This is a genomic window from Solwaraspora sp. WMMA2101, assembly GCF_049179175.1.
Lineage (GTDB): Bacteria > Actinomycetota > Actinomycetes > Mycobacteriales > Micromonosporaceae > Micromonospora_E.
On the sequence record NZ_JBMHMA010000006.1, the window covers coordinates 5169778 to 5186026 of the forward strand.

General features: G+C 69.1%; 14 protein-coding genes. 11 read left to right on the forward strand and 3 right to left on the reverse strand.

What is annotated here, in order from left to right:
• Positions 1 to 123 precede the first annotated feature (123 nt).
• From ACN28F_RS24590 to ACN28F_RS24640, 11 genes are all read left to right on the forward strand, one after another.
• Positions 124 to 1605 carry an extracellular solute-binding protein gene (locus ACN28F_RS24590; RefSeq protein ID WP_421359891.1) on the forward strand — a complete coding sequence of 494 codons (1482 nt, stop codon included), beginning with the start codon at positions 124 to 126 and terminating at the stop codon, positions 1603 to 1605.
• A 180-nt stretch (positions 1606 to 1785) separates the two neighbouring features.
• A complete protein-coding gene (locus tag ACN28F_RS24595) occupies positions 1786 to 2001 on the forward strand; it encodes an MbtH family protein (protein ID WP_421359892.1) in 216 nt (71 codons plus the stop codon).
• Between the two features lie 27 nt (positions 2002 to 2028).
• Complete coding sequence (gene hppD / locus ACN28F_RS24600) at positions 2029 to 3111, forward strand: 4-hydroxyphenylpyruvate dioxygenase (RefSeq protein ID WP_421359893.1); 1083 nt, start codon at positions 2029 to 2031, stop codon at positions 3109 to 3111.
• Between the two features lie 32 nt (positions 3112 to 3143).
• Entirely contained in the window at positions 3144 to 4385 is a 1242-nt protein-coding gene (locus ACN28F_RS24605; protein ID WP_421359895.1) for a cytochrome P450, read from the forward strand.
• Between the two features lie 100 nt (positions 4386 to 4485).
• Positions 4486 to 6255, forward strand: coding sequence for an amino acid adenylation domain-containing protein (locus ACN28F_RS24610; protein ID WP_421359897.1), 1770 nt, complete (start codon positions 4486 to 4488; stop codon positions 6253 to 6255).
• 57 nt (positions 6256 to 6312) lie between these two features.
• The gene (locus ACN28F_RS24615) at positions 6313 to 7695 is read left to right on the forward strand and encodes a condensation domain-containing protein (RefSeq protein ID WP_421359898.1); all 1383 of its coding nucleotides are present in this window, start codon (positions 6313 to 6315) and stop codon (positions 7693 to 7695) included.
• A gap of 77 nt (positions 7696 to 7772) precedes the next feature.
• Positions 7773 to 8954, forward strand: coding sequence for an acyl-CoA dehydrogenase family protein (locus tag ACN28F_RS24620; RefSeq protein ID WP_421359900.1), 1182 nt, complete (start codon positions 7773 to 7775; stop codon positions 8952 to 8954).
• 222 nt (positions 8955 to 9176) lie between these two features.
• Positions 9177 to 9596 (forward strand): SgcJ/EcaC family oxidoreductase, encoded by a 420-nt coding sequence (locus ACN28F_RS24625; protein WP_421359901.1) that lies wholly within the window; start codon positions 9177 to 9179, stop codon positions 9594 to 9596.
• Positions 9597 to 9639: 43 nt separating this feature from the next.
• Positions 9640 to 11025: an FAD-dependent oxidoreductase gene (locus tag ACN28F_RS24630; protein WP_421359903.1), complete on the forward strand. Its 1386-nt coding sequence runs from the start codon at positions 9640 to 9642 to the stop codon at positions 11023 to 11025.
• 24 nt (positions 11026 to 11049) lie between these two features.
• Complete coding sequence (locus ACN28F_RS24635; protein ID WP_421361495.1) at positions 11050 to 12210, forward strand: epoxide hydrolase family protein; 1161 nt, start codon at positions 11050 to 11052, stop codon at positions 12208 to 12210.
• 29 nt (positions 12211 to 12239) lie between these two features.
• Positions 12240 to 13721 carry a multicopper oxidase family protein gene (locus ACN28F_RS24640; protein ID WP_421359904.1) on the forward strand — a complete coding sequence of 494 codons (1482 nt, stop codon included), beginning with the start codon at positions 12240 to 12242 and terminating at the stop codon, positions 13719 to 13721.
• Between the two features lie 166 nt (positions 13722 to 13887).
• On the opposite strand, the gene ACN28F_RS24645 is transcribed toward ACN28F_RS24640, so the two are convergent.
• From ACN28F_RS24645 to ACN28F_RS24655, 3 genes are read right to left on the reverse strand one after another with little or no spacing between them, the layout of a single operon-like run.
• Positions 13888 to 15252, reverse strand: a complete 1365-nt coding sequence (locus ACN28F_RS24645; RefSeq protein ID WP_421359905.1) for a cytochrome P450 — start codon at positions 15250 to 15252, stop codon at positions 13888 to 13890.
• Positions 15249 to 15785: a flavin reductase family protein gene (locus tag ACN28F_RS24650; RefSeq protein ID WP_421359907.1), complete on the reverse strand. Its 537-nt coding sequence runs from the start codon at positions 15783 to 15785 to the stop codon at positions 15249 to 15251. Before ACN28F_RS24650 ends, ACN28F_RS24645 begins: the two co-directional genes overlap by 4 nt.
• 21 nt (positions 15786 to 15806) lie before the next feature.
• A complete protein-coding gene (locus ACN28F_RS24655) occupies positions 15807 to 16244 on the reverse strand; it encodes an acyl-CoA thioesterase (RefSeq protein WP_282228748.1) in 438 nt (145 codons plus the stop codon).
• Between the last annotated feature and the right edge of the window lie 5 nt (positions 16245 to 16249).

The following is a 16249-nucleotide window of genomic DNA, read 5'->3' on the forward strand; positions in this document are numbered from 1 at the left end:
CTGATCCGGGGGGACCTGGATCATGGACTTACGCCGTCCTGGGAACAGCCCTGGCGTGCTTGTCGTCCGCCAACCTGAAATGAGGTGAAGTGGGTCTGTCATGAACGTCGAGAACGCGGGAAGTTGGGTCACCTGGTGCAGCAAGACGACGATTTGTCTGGAGGATTCATGCGCCGTTTCCGTGCGCTGACAGCATCGCTGATGACCCTTGCGGTCGCACTTTCACTGATTACTGCAGAGAGTCTCACCAGTGCGTCGGCAAGTGCACACGGAAGAACTACGGTCATCAAGGTGTGGCTGGCCGACTACCCATTCCCTGGATACCTCGATCAGCGGCTTCAGCTGGCGGAAGAGTTCAACCAGAAATACCCCAGGTACCAGGTGGAGATCGAGGCCGTCTACCACACGGAACTTCCTGCCGAGGTCTACCGTGCGGTCCAGGAGGGAAACCCGCCGGACGTAGCGAACTACTACTACAACGCTACTCAAATTGCTCGCGACATGCGGGCGAAGAACGGCAGACCGCTGTTCGTCTCGGTCGAGCAGGCCATCGGTAACCGGAAAAAGATCCTGGACGAAAAGGTCGTACTCAAGGATCTCGTACCGCATTTCGCCTCGTACTACGAGTACCGCGGCGACATGATGTCGATGCCGGTCACCGCGATGACCAGCCTGGTCTACGCCAACACCACGATCCTGGACGCGGCCGGCGTGTCGCAGGTGCCGCGTACCTGGCAGGAGCTGGAGCGGGCGTGCGCCGCGATCGCGGCCTTGCCGGACGGGCCGCAGCACTGTGTGACCTGGCCGAACCACAACTGGTTCTTCCAGCAGGCGGTGGCCCAGCAGGGCGGGCACCTGACCAACAACGGCAACGGCAGGTACGCGCGGGCCACTCGGACCAACCTGCTCTCCCGCGAGATGTTGGAGTACGTGACCTGGTGGCAGCGCATGCACGAGGTCGGCTACTACCAGTACTCCGGCGTGCCGGAGGACTGGGGGAGCTCCTTCGAGGCGTTCGTCGGGCAGCAGGTAGCGTTCACGTTCGACTCGGCGAACCAGGGCGACACCTTCGTCGAGTTCGGCCGGCAGTCGGGGTTCGAGGTGGCCGCCGGGGAACTGCCGTACAACGGCCAGGCCCGCCGTCACGGCAACGTGAACTCGGGTGACTCGCTCTTCCTGCGCGCCGGCCTCGACCGCCGGACCCAGGACGGCGCACTGGCCTTCATGCAGTTCGTCAACAGCCCGGAGAACTCGGCCGGGTGGCACCAGAGCAGCAGTTATCTTCCGATGAACCGGAAATCGGTCGACCTGCTGGAGCGTGCAGGTTGGTTCGCCGACCATCCTGCGCCGGGTGTGGCGCTGGACCAGATCGCGGCCAGTAGGAATTCGCCGGCCGGGCTCGGCGTGGTCACCGGTGCCTTCGACGCGATTCAGAACGAGATGGTCGTCGCCATGGACGATGTGCTGGTGCGGGGTGCGAATCCGTGGTGGCGGTTCAAGCAGGCCGACGCCAACGCCCAGCGCCTGCTGAACACCTACAACCGGGAATGTGTCGGACCTGGCCTGCGGGACGCGGAGTGCTTCCGGGTCGGCATGTGGGGTTGATGAGGCGTCGCGTGCACGGACAGCCGTAGCGACGGTTCCGGTGGGCTCGTTGTCCGTGGCCGATCCTGGCCACGGACAACGAGCCGCAACCACAAAGATGCCGGCGATTGCGATCGATGCGACGGTGGACAGGGCGCAACAACAGGAATTGGTCAGCCCTCGATTGTCTAGGAGGAGCCCATGTCCAATCCATTCGATGATGACGGGGCAGATTTTTCGGTGTTGTCGAACGCGGCGGGACAGCAGTGCCTGTGGCCGGCGAACCTCGCTGTTCCGGGCGGCTGGGAGGTCGTGCACGGGCCGACGTCCCGGGCCGAATGCCTGACGTACGTCGACGCCACCTGGACCGATCAGCGCCCTCGTGAACTGGCCGAGTACCTGAGCTCGGGCAACTGACCGGTCGACAGTGAGGAGTAGGGGACAGTGACCGCGCAGGACTGGGTCTTCGAGGACATCCAGGTCGACCACGTCGGGTTCTACGTCGACGACGTGGCGGCCAGCGCCAGCTGGCTCGTCGAGGGCTACGGCTTCGAGGTGTACGCCGAGAGCGTCACGGACACCACGGCCGAGGCCCGTTCCGTCGGGCTCGGCCGGGAGCAGATTCGGTTGGTCCTCACCGAGCCACTGGTGGGCGACCATCCCGCCGCCGCGTACGTGGACCGGCACGGCTGGGGGGTCGCCGACATCGCGCTCGGCGTACGGGACGTGCCGGCGGCGTTCGAGCGGGCGGTCCGGCGGGGTGCCCGGCCGGTGGCACCACCGGCGCGGGCCAACGGCGTGACCCACGCGACGATAATGGGCTTCGGCGACGTCGCGCACACCTTCGTGCAGCGACCGGCCGGGGTCGACGGGCGGGAACTGCCCGGGCTCACCGCAGTCACCGAGGTTCGGCCGTCCTGGGCGAGCGGCCTGCTGGGCGTCGACCACTTCGCGGTCTGCCTCGAGGCCGGCCAGCTGGAGCCGACGGTCGACTTCTACTGCGAGGTCCTCGACTTCAACATGATCTTCACCGAGCGGATCGTGGTCGGTAGCCAGGCGATGAACTCCAATGTCGTGCAGAGCCGGTCCGGTGCGGTCACCCTGACGCTGATCGAGCCCGACGTCTCGCTCAGCCCCGGACAGATCGACGATTTCCTCAAGAACCACGGTGGTGCCGGAGTCCAGCACATCGCGTTCACCGCGACCGACGTCATCGGATCGGTGGGCGCGATGCGTGACCACGGTGTCGACTTCCTGCGTACCCCGCCGGCCTACTACCGCCTGCTCGGCGAGCGGATCAACCCGATCGGGCACCCGGTCGAGCAGTTGCGTGACCTCAGCGTGCTGGTCGACGAGGACCATCACGGCCAGCTGTTCCAGATCTTCTCCCGATCGGTGCATCCGCGGCGGACGTTCTTCTTCGAGGTCATCGAACGGATGGGGGCGCGGACCTTCGGCAGCAGCAACATCAAGGCCCTTTACGAGGCCGTCGAACTCCAGCGGCAACAGGACCAGGCCGGTGGCTGAGCCGGGTCGGGCAGAGTAGGGAAGCAGCGAACATGTCACAGGTCTCCGCCGCTGGCGAGCTCGGCCGGGTCGATGTCAACCTGGCCGATCCAGCGACCTTCGCCGATCCGGGCATCGAGGACGTCTGGCGGCGGCTGCGCCGGGAACAACCGGTCTTCCGGCATCCGGCCACCCGGCACGGGCCGGCGTTCTGGGTGCTGACCAGGTACACCGACGTGCTGTCGGTGTACCGCGACGCCGAGACGTTCAGCTCGGCCCGGGGCAACATGTTGACCTCGCTGCTCGACGGTGGCGACAACGCCGGCGGCAAACTGCTGGCGGTCACCGACCCGCCCCGGCACACGGCGGTCCGGATGCTGCTGCTCCGCTCGTTCTCGCCGCGGGTGCTGAAACCGGTGCTGCAGGCGGTACGGCAGCGGGCCGACCGGCTGGTCGGCGCGGCGGTGGATGCTGGTCGTTGCGACTTCGCCCCGGCGGTCGCCGACCAGTTGCCGATCGGGACGATCTGCGACCTGCTCGGGGTGCCCCCGACCGACCACGCGGAGCTGTTGCGGCTGAGCAAGCAGGCGCTCAGTTCGGACGAGCCGGACGCACCCGCGCACGAGACCTGGCTGGCCCGCAACGAGATCCTGCTCTACTTCCGAGGGCTGATCGAGAAGCGTCGGGCCGATCCGCGCGAGGACGTGGTCAGCGCGCTGGCCCTCGGCGAGGTCGACGGCGCCCCGCTGAGCCTGGAGGAAGCGGTACTGAACTGCTACGGCCTCATCCTCGCCGGTGACGAGACCAGTCGCCTGGCCATGATCGGAGCGGTGTGGAACTTCATCCAGTTCCCGGACCAGTGGCGGGCGCTGCGCGACGGCGAGGTGGCGCTGGAGACGGCGGTCGAGGAGATCCTGCGGTGGAACTCGCCGGCGATGCACCTGGGGCGGACCGCCCGCCGGGACGTCACGATCCGCGGTGAGCTCATCCGGGCGGGCGAGCTGGTGACGGTGTGGAACGCGTCCGCCAACCGGGACGAGGAGGTCTTCGCCGATCCGGACACCTTCCAGCTGGCCCGGACACCGAACAAGCATCTGACCTTCGGCCATGGGCCGCACTTCTGCCTCGGTGCCTTTCTGGGGCGCGCCGAGGTGACCGCTGTCGTCGACGCTCTGCGCCGGCAGGTCGTGGAGATCGCAGCCGTGGGCGAGCCCCGACCGGTCTACTCGACCTTCCTGCGCGGCTTCAGCAGCCTGCCGGTCGCTTTCACCCCGAGCGGCTCCGGCACCGGCTGACCCCGTTGCCGGGCGTATCCGGTGCACCTGCTGCCGGCCGCGCCCGCCACCCGCCAGACGACCTGGCACAAGACCCCGCCCGTACCGGTCAGGAGTGATCATGGCTTTCTCCTCCATCCACGCGGCCTTCGCGCACCGGGCCGCCATCGATCCGGACGCTCCGGCGATCTCCGCCGGGACGGTTCGGCTGACCTACCGGCAGCTCGACGAACGCGCCAACCGGTTGGCGCACCGCCTGCTCGCACTCGGTGTGGGACCGGAGACCCCGGTCGGCATCCTGATGGAGCGGTCGATCGAGGTGGCCGTGTCGATGCTCGCCGTCCTCAAGACCGGCGGTTGCTACCTGCCTCTGCACAGCGCCTATCCGATGGACCGGTTGCAGTGGATCACCGATCGGCTCGGCGGCCCGGTGCTGCTGGTCGACGAGACGATGCGCCGGCGCGGGCTGCCGCGTAGCGGCCCGGTCGTGCAGGTCGAGACCGACGCGCAGCTGTCGATGATGCCGGTCACCGACCCGGCCGTCGAGGTGCATCCGCAGCAGGCGGCATACCTCATGTACACCTCGGGATCCACCGGGTTCCCCAAGGGAGTGGTCCTCACCCACGGCGGCGTCATGGGCCTGATCGGTGACCGGGCGTGGCAGGGCGACCAGCACCGGAAGGTCCTGATGCTCGCCCCGTACGCCTTCGGCGTGTCCACCTTCGAACTGTGGGTTCCGCTGCTGCACGGCGGAGAGGTGGTCGTCGCCCCGGGCGGCGATCTGGAGATCAGCACCCTGCGCCGGCTCATCGCCGAGGAGCGGATCACCGGCCTGCACCTGACCGCGGGGCTGTTCCGGGTGGTCGCGGACGAGGCACCGGACAGCCTCAAGGGCGTCCGGGAGGTGATGACCGGCGGCGACGTCATCGCGCCGACGGCGGTGCGTCGGGTGCTCGACGAGTGCCCGGGCATCACGGTCCGGGCCATGTACGGCTCGACCGAGTCGACGCTGTTCACGACGCACCATCCGATGGCCGAACTCGACCAGACGGCACCTGCGGTACCGGTGGGCCGGCCGATGGACGGGATCCGGGTGTACGTGCTGGACGAGCGGCTCCAGCCGGTCGCGCCGGGGACACCGGGCGAGCTGTACGTGGCCGGCAGCCGGCTCGCCCGCGAGTACGTGGGGCGGCCCGACCTGACCGCCGAACGGTTCGTCGCCGACCCGTTCGTCCCGAACGGCGAGCGGATGTACCGCACCGGAGACGTCGTGCGACTGACCCCGGACGGCCTGATCGACTTCCTGGGGCGGGCCGACGACCAGGTGAAGATCCGGGGCTTCCGGGTGGAGCTGGCCGAGGTGGAGGCGAAGCTGTCCGGGTTCGCCGGGGTGTCCGATGTCGCCGTCGTCGCCCGCGAGCTCGATGCGGGCAGCAAGTCGCTGGTCGCCTACGTCGTCGCCGGTCCGGACGGGGTCGATCTGGGCGCGCTGCGGGCCGCCGCCATCACCACCTTGCCGGACTTCATGGTGCCCGCCGCGTTCGTTCCGCTCGTCGCGCTGCCGCTGACGGCCAACGGCAAGCTCGACCGGCGCGCGCTGCCGGCACCGGACTTCGACAGCGTCGTGCCGTACCGGGCACCGCGCACGGTCACCGAGGAACTGCTCTGCGAGCTGTTCGCGGAGGTGCTGGGCATCACCCGGGTCGGCGTCGACGACGACTTCTTCGCGCTCAACGGCCAGTCGTTGCTGGCGATGCGGCTGATCAGCCGGGTGCACGCCGTGCTGGGGGTGGACCTGCCGTTGCGGCTGTTCTTCGACGCGCCGACGCCGGCGGGACTCGCCGTTCGGCTCGACCGGGCCGCCGACTCCGCGCCCACCACGTCCGGCTGAGGCGCCCTCGGGTGCCTCGGCTCAGCCAACCCGTGATGACCGAAAGGTGTGCAGCTCATGAGCATCTCTGAACTCGGGGCGGTGCCCGATGGCCGTGTCCGGCAGGCGCCGCTGTCGCTGAACCAGGAATTCCTGTGCATGTACGACCGCGGTGACCAGGAAGGTCCGTTCGGCCCGGCGTACCACATCGTGCACGGCTGGCGGGTCCGTGGCCGGATCGACGTCGACCTGCTGCGGGCGGCGTTGACCGACGTCGTGGCCCGGCACGAGGCGCTGCGGAGCCTGGTGGTCCGGGGCGAGCACGGCCATCAGGAGATCCACCCGCCGGCGCCGCCGGAGCTGGAGGTGCGCGACCTCGGCGCCGGGGCGCCGCAGGAGCGCGATCAGCGCGCGGAGGAGTTGCTGATCCAGATCGAACAGGACGACTTTCCGGTCCGCGTCCCGCTGCTGCGGGCGGTGCTCGGGCGGTTCGACGCCGATGACGCCGTCCTCGTCCTCGTCTCGCACCACTCCGCCACGGACGGTTGGTCGATGCGTCTGATCATCCGCGAGGTGGCCGCGCGGTACGCGGCGCGCGGCGGGCATCCGGTCGACGACCTCGACCCACCCCGGCAGTACGCGGAGTTCGCCCGCTGGCAACGGGACCTGGTGGCCGACGCCGGGGCGACGCGGACACAGCGGGCGTACTGGCGCGGTCAACTGGCTGGCGCCGAGGTCTTCACGATCGGCACGGACCGGCCCCGGTCCGCTGGCGTGGCCCAGTCCACCGGCGTGCACCGGTTCCTCATCGAGGCCGACGTCGTCGACGCCGCCCTGCGGGTCGGCAAGCGGACCCGTAGTTCGCCGTTCATGGTGTTCTACGCGGCCTTCGCGGTGCTCGCCCATCGGATGAGCGGCGACCCGGACGTGGTGGTGCCCACGTTCACTCCCGGTCGCGGCGGCGACCTGTTCGCAAACGCGGTCGGCTCGTTCTTCAACTTTCTTCCGCTGCGCACCGATCTGACCGTGTGCCGGACGTTCCGCGACGTCGTCGGACAGGTGCGGGACAACTGCGTGGACGCCTACTCGAACGACTTTCCGCAGATTCTCGCCGAGGCACCGGCTCTGATGATGCCGGCGATCTCGGACGACCGGGCGCCGTGCGTCTTCCAACTGTTTCCGTTTCCGTTCCTGATGGACGGGGAGAAGGTCGGTGACCTGGAGTATTCCGAGATCCGCCGTCGTCTGACGTCCCAGCAGCTCGGGTCCGACGTGCCGGATGGAGCACTATGGACGTTGAACCTGGACTCGGCTGGTGATGTGATCGGCAGTGTGTCCTACAAGAACAATCTCTTCGACGCGGACACCATCGCCGCGATGGTGCGGGAGTACCGCGAGGTCCTCGCCGAGGCGGTGGCAGTGCCGGACGCGCCGTTGCCGGTGCGCGACGCCCGTGGATGAGTCCTGGCTGTCGACGCCGCGACCACAGTCGGCCCAGGCGGTCCAGCTGGATGTTCGAAATCGACCAGGAGGTATGGATGGAGACCACCGCAGCGCCAGCCCGTGCGGAGCTCGTGCAGCGTGTCACGGAACTGCTGCCGACTCTGCGCAAGAACGCCCTGTGGGGTGAGGAGAACCGGCGGCTGTCGGACGAGACGATCGAGGCGCTCACCGCGTCGGGCATCCTGAAGATGCGGGTACCCCACCGGTACGGTGGCTACGAGTCCGACATGCGCAGCGTCGTCGACGTGGTGTCCCAGCTCGGCCGGGGTGACGGAGCGACCTCGTGGACCGTGGCGGTCTGGATGATCAGCGCCTGGATGGCCGGAATGTTCCCGGACGAGGTGCAGGACGAGATCTTCGCGACGCCGGACGTACGGATCAGTGGGATTCTCAGCCCGAGCGCTCTCGCCGTGCCCGCCGACGGCGGCGTGGTCCTCAACGGCAAGTGGTCGTTCAACACCGGTGCCCAGCAGAGCCACTGGAACACCAACGCGGCGGTGCTGGCCCAGCCGGACGGCACTCACGTCCCGATCATGGTGGCCATCCCGATCTCGGACCTGGCCGTCGTGGACGACTGGCACACCTCCGGGCTGCGTGGTTCGGGCAGCATCACCACGATCGCGGAGAACCTGTTCGTCCCGCAGGCCCGGGTGCTGCACATGGGTCCGGTCCTGCAGGGGCAGCACCAGTCGGTGGCCAACGCGGCCTCGGTGATCTACCGGGCGCCGTTCATGTCCACCGCCTGTACGACCGTGGGGGCGGTGTCGCTCGGGATGGCGCTCGCCGGTCGGGAGGCGTTCCTCGACCGGCTCCCCGGGCGGAAGATCACCTACACCGACTACGCCAACCAGGGTGAGGCGCCGGTGACCCACCTGCAGGTCGCCGAGGCGACCGTCAAGGTCGACGAGGCACGGTTCCACGCCTTCGGTGCCGCCGAGATGCTGGACACCAAGGCGGTCGCCGACGAGCCGTGGACGATCGAGGAACGGGCCCGGATCCGGCTGGCTCTCGGTGCCACGACCCAGCGAGCCAAGGAGGCGGTGGACATCCTCAACGCCGCCAGCGGCGGCTCGTCCATCTACCACGATGTGCCGATCCAGCGGATCTTCCGCGATGTGCAGACACTGAACCTGCACGCGATCATGAACCCTTCCACCAACCTGGAGCTGTACGGCCGGATCATCTGTGGTTTGGAGCCGAACACGCTCTACATCTGAATCGGAGTCCGGGTCGGACCCGGAGAACCCGCGACGGACGAGGTGCCATTCCTGGCGCCTCGTCCGTCGCGCATCTGGCGTACCTGATCTTTCTCGCACGATCAGAGATGCCCACCGTGCGTGACGCGGGAAAGAATCAGAGATGCGTGGCCTCCGCTTTCTGGTGTTCGTGCAGGCGGATCACGTCGTCGAAGGAATCGCATCGTACGGAGAGGAAGCATCATGACCAGTGAGGCGACCGTAACCATTTCCGCCGAAGACCAGGCAGCGGTTGCGGCTGTTCCGCAGCGCATCACCGCCGCGTGGGCCGAGCACGACGCCGCGGCGTTCGCGGCGGCGTTCGTCGAGGACGGCACCCTGATTCTGCCCGGTGTCTCGCTGGCCGGCCGGGCCGAGGTCGAGTCCTTCATGGCGCGCGGCTTCGCCGGGCCCTACAAGGGGACCCGGGTCACCGGCACCCCGTTTCGGATCACCGGGCTCGCCGACGGTGTCGTGCTGCTGCTGACCAAGGGCGGCGTACTGGCACCGGGGGAGTCCGAGGTCGCCCAGGAACGGGAGATCCGGGCCAGCTGGCTGCTGGTCAGGCGCAACGGTGAATGGCTGCTTGCCGCGTACCAGAACACTCCAGCCAACCTGGCCTGATCATTCGTACGTCGACGACGTCGGCCGAACGCGGGAGTGACCTATGAATCGTGCAGTCGTGCTGGGCGGAAGTATGGCCGGACTGCTGGCAACGAGAATTCTCGCGCAGCGATTCGACACGGTCGTGGTCATCGACCGTGACGAGCTGCGGGGGGTGTCCGGATATCGTCAGGGCGTGCCGCACGGACGGCATGCGCACGGGCTCGTCGCACGTGGCCACCAGATCCTGGAAAGGCTCTTTCCGGGGCTGACCGACGAACTGGTCTCCGCCGGCGTCAGGCCCGGCGACTTCAGCGGTGACATCCGCTGGTACTTCAACGGTGCGCGGATCCAACCGTCGCGGTCCGGGCTGATCTCGGTACCGGCCACCCGGCCGGTCCTCGAGGACCACGTCCGGCGGCGGGTGTTCGGCCTGCCGAACGTGGAGGTCCGGGACGGAACCGACATCCTCGACCTGGTCACCACCGACGACCGGCAGCGGGTCACCGGGGTACGGGTCCAGCGGCGCGCCGGCGGCGAGCCGGAGACGGTGCACGGCGACCTGGTCGTGGACACCACCGGCCGGGGCTCCCGTACCCCGGCCTGGCTCGACGGTCTCGGCTACTCCCGGCCCGGCGAGGACCGGGTGAAGATCGGGCTCACGTACACCACGCGGCACTACCGTCTCGACGCCGATCCGTTCGGCTCGGACCTGGCGATCATCCCCGCCGCCACCCCCGACGCACCCCGGGGTGCCTTCTTCTACCGGGTGCCCGGCGACGACGGCCGGGTGGAGCTCTCCCTGACCGGAATGCTGGGCGACCACGCGCCCACCGATCCCGAGGGCTTCCTCGCCTACGTCCGGTCCCTCCCGGTGCCGGACATCTACCGGGCGGTTCGCGACGCCGAACCCGTCGACGATCCGGTGATGTTCCGGTACCCGGCCAGTGTCTGGCGACGCTACGAGCGGCTCGACCGGTTCCCCGGCAACTTCCTGGTGATGGGCGACGCGGTCTGCAGCTTCAACCCCATCTACGCCCAGGGGATGACCTCCGCCGCGTTGCAGGCACTCGTGCTCGACCGGCATCTCGACGACGGCACGGTGCCGGACCCGCTGGCGTTCTTCCGCGACGTGGCGGCCGAGATCGAGACACCGTGGACGTTCTCGGCCACGGCGGATCTCGGATACGCCGGGGTGGCGGGCCGCCGCACGATGAAGATCCGTTTCATCAACGCGTACGTGGCGAGGCTGCAGGCGGCGGCGGTCCACGACGCGCGGCTCACCGACGCGTTCATCCGGGTGGCCGGACTCGTCGACGAGCCGACGGCGCTGCTGCGCCCGGCGAACGTGATCCGGGTGCTGCGCCAGCTTCGGCGCGGCACCGGCGCGCCCTCGACTGCACAGCGCGGCGAACTGCTCGGCGGTAGGTCCGAGTCACCGGCCAGGTAATCCACTCTCATCGGAGATGCCATGATCCGACCGTTTCGTATCGAGATACCGGACGCCGACCTCGAAGACCTGCGCCAGCGGCTCGCCGCTGTCCGGTGGCCGGCCGAACTGCCCGGGGTGGGCTGGCACCGCGGCGTGCCACTGGACTACCTGACCGAACTTGTCGAGTACTGGAAGGACGGGTTCAACTGGCGGGCCGCCGAACGGCGGCTCAACCAGTACCCGCAGTTCCTGACCGAGATCGACGGCACCCAGGTGCACTTCGTGCACGTGCGGTCGAAGGAGGCGTCCGCCCGGCCGATCATCCTCACCCACGGTTGGCCCGGCTCGTTCGTCGAGTTCGTCGACCTGATCGGGCCACTCACCGATCCGGTCGCGCACGGCGGTACGCCAGCGGACGCGTTCCACGTGGTCGTCCCGTCGATCCCCGGGTACGCCTTCTCCGGGCCGACGAACGACACCGGCTGGGACACCCGGCGGGTGGCGCGGGCCTGGGCGGAGCTCATGCGCCGGCTCGGCTACCACGACTACCTGGCCCAGGGCGGCGACTGGGGGTCGCCGATCTCGCTCGAGCTGGGGTTGGCCGCACCCGACGAGGTGGCCGGTGTGCACGTCAACATGCTCGCCACCTTCCCGCCCGAGGACCCGTCGCTCTTCGTCGACCTGCCGGAGGCCGACCTCGCCCGGTTGTCCTTCGCCGCCCAGTTCGAACAGGACGGTGCCGGCTGGCGGAAGATCCAGTCCACCCGCCCGCAGACCCTGGCGTACGCGCTGACCGACTCACCGGTAGGTCAGCTCGCCTGGGTGGTGGAGAAGTTCAAGGAGTGGACCGATTCCGGTAAGTCACCGGAGGACGCGGTCGACCGGGACGCGATCCTGACCAACGTCTCGATCTACTGGTTCACGGCCACCGCCGGGCCGAGCGCGCAGCTGTACTACGAGTCGAACCGCCTGGACGCCGACTTCGTGCGTACCTGGGCCGGCCCCTGGCCGCTGGCGATGCCGGTCGCGGTAGCGCTGTTCCCGGCCGACGCGGTACGACCGGTCCGGCGGTTCGCCGAGCGGATCCTGCCGACCCTGCACCGGTGGACCGAGTTCGACCGGGGCGGCCACTTCGCCGCGCTGGAGCAGCCGCGCCTGCTCGTCGACGACATCCGGGCATTCGCCCGCTCGCTGCCTCGTTAGCCGGCCAGCACACCTCGTCTGGGAGAACAATGCTGACTAGAAGGAATCTGTTCATCGCCGGCGCCGCCGCTGGCGGCTCCCTGCTGATCCCGGCCGGCAACGCGGTCCTCGCCGGCACCGCCCGAGGTGCCGAATCCGGTGTGCGGCCGGCGACCGGGCACGTCCACGGCTCCACCGGCGCCGGCCCGGCAACGGCGCCGGGCACGGCCCCGATGGTCGACCCGTTCACCGTACGGATGCCGATCCCGCCCGTGCTCGCTCCGGTGCGCTCGCTCGGCGCGACCCACTACTACCACATTCCCATCCGGCCAGCGAACGTCGAGATCTTCCCCGGGAGCCGCACCTCGGTCCTGTCCTACGGCGGCGGTTTCGTCGGGCCGACGATCCGGGTGCGCCGGGGCCGCGCCGCGAAGGTCAGATTCGTCAACGAACTCGGTATGCCGGCCAACGTCCACCTGCACGGTGGTCACGTCTCGCCGGACAACGACGGCCATCCGATGGACCTGATCGGGCCGGGACACAGCCGGGTGTACGAGTACCCGAACCAGCAGCACGCCACCACCCTGTGGTACCACGATCACAGCCACCACATGGAGGCCGAGCACGTCTACCGTGGGCTGCACGGCTTCTACCTGATCGAGGACGAGGCCGAACGCCGGCTACGGCTGCCGTCCGGCGCGTACGACGTCCCGATCATGCTCCGCGAGGCGCGCTTCGACGAGCAGGCGCAGCTGCACTTCGACCCGTTCGACTTCGAACGTCCGACGGTCCTGGTCAACGGCAGGCCACAGCCGTACTTCCCGGTCGCCGCCAGACGCTACCGGTTCCGCCTGCTCAACGCCTCCACCCATGGCAGCTACACCCTCTCCCTCGACGGGGCCAAGATGGTCCAGATCGGGTCGGACGGCGGGTTGTTGACCGAGCCGGTCGAGCTCGCCGAGCTGGTGCTCGGGCCCGCGGAGCGGGCCGACATCGTGATCGACTTCTCCCGGCTGCGTCCCGGCCAGCGGGCCATGCTGGCCAACGCGGCCGGCCCGGTCCTGCGCTTCGACGTGATCCGCCGGGCACGCGACGACAGCCGGGTCCCGGACCGGCTCAACTGGCTCGCGCCGCTGCCCCGGGCGAGCCGGCACCGTACCGTCACGTTCAGCACCGACTTCGAGAACATCCGCAGCCTGATCAACGGCAAGGAGTACGACCCGGAGCGGATCGACTTCCGGGTCAAGCACGGAACCTCGGAGATCTGGACCATCGAGAACGTCGACACCGACTTCGGCGGGGTCGACCACACCTTCCACATGCACCTGGTGCAGTTCCGGGTGCTGGAACGCAACGGGGCCCCGCCGGCACCGTCGGAGGCCGGTCTGAAGGACACCGTGTTGCTGCGTCCCGGCGAGCGGGTACGCATCATGGCCCACTTCCGCGGCCAGCTCGGCCGGTACGTCTACCACTGCCACATGCTCGAACACTCCGCGTTCGGCATGATGGCCCAGTTCGAGGTCGTCAGGTAACGACCGCAGGGCAGCCGGTGCGGCCGGTCGGGAAGCTTCCCGACCGGCCGCACCGCTGTCCGGTGGGGACGCCGGTCGGCATCCCCGCAACAGCAGGACGTCCCTACCCAGACGACCGGGCCGTTGGTCGACCGACTGGTCGACCAACGGCCCGGGGGCGTGCGGGTCAGGCGGCGGACTCGACGGACATCGGCAGCCCGCCCCGGATCCGCAGCGACAGCATCGGTTCGGGCACCACCCGGTACGACTCCGGCTTCACCAGCCGCAGTTCCCGGCTGACCATGGCGATCACGAACACCGCCTCCATCATCCCGAGGTGGTTGCCCACGCAGAAGCGTGGCCCGGCCCCGAACGGCACGTACGCGTACCGGGGTCGACTCACTGTCCGGGTCGGGTCGAACCGTTCCGGGTCGAAGCGGTCCGGGTCGGGCCAGAAGCCCGGATGCCGGTGCAGGGTGTACGGGCAGATCAGCACATGGGCCCCGGCGGGCACCGGGAACCCACCGATCTCGTCCGGCCCCTGCGCGATCCGCGAGAGCATCCAGACCGGCGGATACAGCCGCATGACCTCCTCGACCACCATCGAGGTGTAGGTCAGCCGGCGCAGGTCCTCGTAGGTCGGCAGCCGGTCACCGAGCACCGCCACGGCCTCGTCCCGGAGCCGCTCGCGGACCTGTGGATGCTGGTCGATCAGGTAGAAACTCCACCCCAACGTGCTCGCGGTGGTCTCGTGGCCGGCCAGCAGCAGGGTGACCAGCTCGTCACGCATCCGCTGCTGACCGCGCCGGGGGTCCGGCTCACGCCGGGTCGAGACGATCAGCCGGGACAGCGCGTCGTCGCCGGTCGCGTCGTCGCCGTCGCGGGCGGTCCGCTCGGCCACCATCCGGTCGACGATGACCTGAAGGTCCCGACGGGCCCGCCGGAACCGCAGCTGCTGCGGTAACGGCACCCACATCGGCACCATGCTCATCGACGCCAGCTCGAACATCGCCTGGTCCTGCATGACCTCGAACGAGTGCCCGATCGACTGGTACCGGCTCAGATCGGTGTCCAACAGGGTCCGGCCGAGCACCCCGAGGGTCAGCTCGGTCGCCTCCTGCAGCACGTCCACCGGTGCCCCGCCCCGGTGGCCGCGCAGCCGCTCGACCAGGCCGGCCGCCTCCTGTGCCACCGTGGCGGCCTGTCCGGCGATCCGCTTGGCCTGGAACACCGGCTGCATCGCCCGGCGCTGTTCCCGCCACAGCTCACCCTCACTGGTGAGCAGCCCGTCGCCGAGTGCCCGACGGGCATGCACCAGCCCGATGCCCTTGTGATAGTTGCGGCTGTTCTCCGCGAGCACGTACTTGGCGTGGTCCGGATGGTTGAAGAAGTAGAACGGCCACGGCCAGGTGGCCAACCGGACGGCGTCGCCGTGGCGGCGCGCCGCGGTGCTCATCACACCCAGCCGGTCCCGGCCGAACTTCCACAACGTACCCAGCGACGCCGGTCCGGTCGGGCCCGGCGGGGCCTGGCCGGTCCGGGCCGGCGTCACGTCGGCACCTCGTCGCGTCGCGGGTCGAGCTGGCGGAACCGTCCCCGCAGGAACAACACCGGCTCGTCGTCACCGTGACGCCTCGCCGACAGCAGGCGACCGGTGAAGATGGTGTGGTCACCGCCGTCGTAGGCGCGCCACAGCCCGCATTCCAGGTGGGCCAGCGCCCCGTCGATCAGCGGCGCCCCGCTGGCCGGCCCCGGCCGCCAGGCGACCGCGTCGAACTGGGCCTGGCCAAGTGGCCGCCACCGGTCGGCGAAGTGGCGGGCCACCGCCTCCTGGTCGGCGGCGAGCACCGACACCGCGAACGCGCCGGCGCTGACCAGACACTCGTGCATGACCGCCTGCCGGTCCACGCAGATCAGCACCAGCGGTGGGTCCAGGGACACCGAGGCGAAGGAGTTGGCGGTCATCCCGTGCGGTTGGCCGCCGCCGACGGTCACCACGGTGACGCCGGTGGCGAAGGTGCCGAACACCTGGCGTAGGGCGCCCGGGTCGAGTACCTCCCCGGGCGGTGGATGGTCGACGTTCATTTCGTCCTCCTCCTGCCGTGCTCAGGCACGCGCCAGCGCGGAGTACGGCGCCAACGCCCGTACCAGCGCCTCGGGGACCCGGGTCGGAACGGTCCTGGTGTTCGGCCCGCGCATGCAGGCCACCCGTTGCCGGCCCCGGGCCACCGGCAACTCGCCGTCGGCACCCAGCCGGATGTAGTCGAAACTGAACTCCAACTGGGTCTGCGCCAGATCCACCAGCCGCATCCGGATGGCGAGGTCGTCGAAGGCGGTGATCTCGGCGAAGAACTCGCAGTCCACCCGGAGGGTGAACAACTTGAGGTCGGCCTGCACCTCGGCGAGCACACTCGGCGCCCGTTCCTTGAGGAACATCTCCCGGCACCGCCCCTGCCAGCGCAGGTAGTTGACGTAGTAGACGTTGCCCACCACGTTGGTCTCCTCGAAGCCCACCGTGTGGCGGTACTCGTAGTAGTCCGACATCCGGC

Excerpts from the sequence above, each read along its gene's own strand:
- ACN28F_RS24615 (WP_421359898.1), top strand. The coding sequence starts at position 6,313 with ATGAGCATCTCTGAACTCGGGGCGGTGCCCGATGGCCGTGTCCGGCAG.
- ACN28F_RS24655 (WP_282228748.1), bottom strand. The coding sequence starts at position 16,244 with ATGTCGGACTACTACGAGTACCGCCACACGGTGGGCTTCGAGGAGACC.
- ACN28F_RS24630 (WP_421359903.1), top strand. The coding sequence starts at position 9,640 with ATGAATCGTGCAGTCGTGCTGGGCGGAAGTATGGCCGGACTGCTGGCA.
- ACN28F_RS24595 (WP_421359892.1), top strand. The coding sequence starts at position 1,786 with ATGTCCAATCCATTCGATGATGACGGGGCAGATTTTTCGGTGTTGTCG.
- ACN28F_RS24650 (WP_421359907.1), bottom strand. The coding sequence starts at position 15,785 with ATGAACGTCGACCATCCACCGCCCGGGGAGGTACTCGACCCGGGCGCC.
- ACN28F_RS24620 (WP_421359900.1), top strand. The coding sequence starts at position 7,773 with ATGGAGACCACCGCAGCGCCAGCCCGTGCGGAGCTCGTGCAGCGTGTC.
- ACN28F_RS24625 (WP_421359901.1), top strand. The coding sequence starts at position 9,177 with ATGACCAGTGAGGCGACCGTAACCATTTCCGCCGAAGACCAGGCAGCG.
- ACN28F_RS24640 (WP_421359904.1), top strand. The coding sequence starts at position 12,240 with ATGCTGACTAGAAGGAATCTGTTCATCGCCGGCGCCGCCGCTGGCGGC.
- ACN28F_RS24610 (WP_421359897.1), top strand. The coding sequence starts at position 4,486 with ATGGCTTTCTCCTCCATCCACGCGGCCTTCGCGCACCGGGCCGCCATC.
- ACN28F_RS24605 (WP_421359895.1), top strand. The coding sequence starts at position 3,144 with ATGTCACAGGTCTCCGCCGCTGGCGAGCTCGGCCGGGTCGATGTCAAC.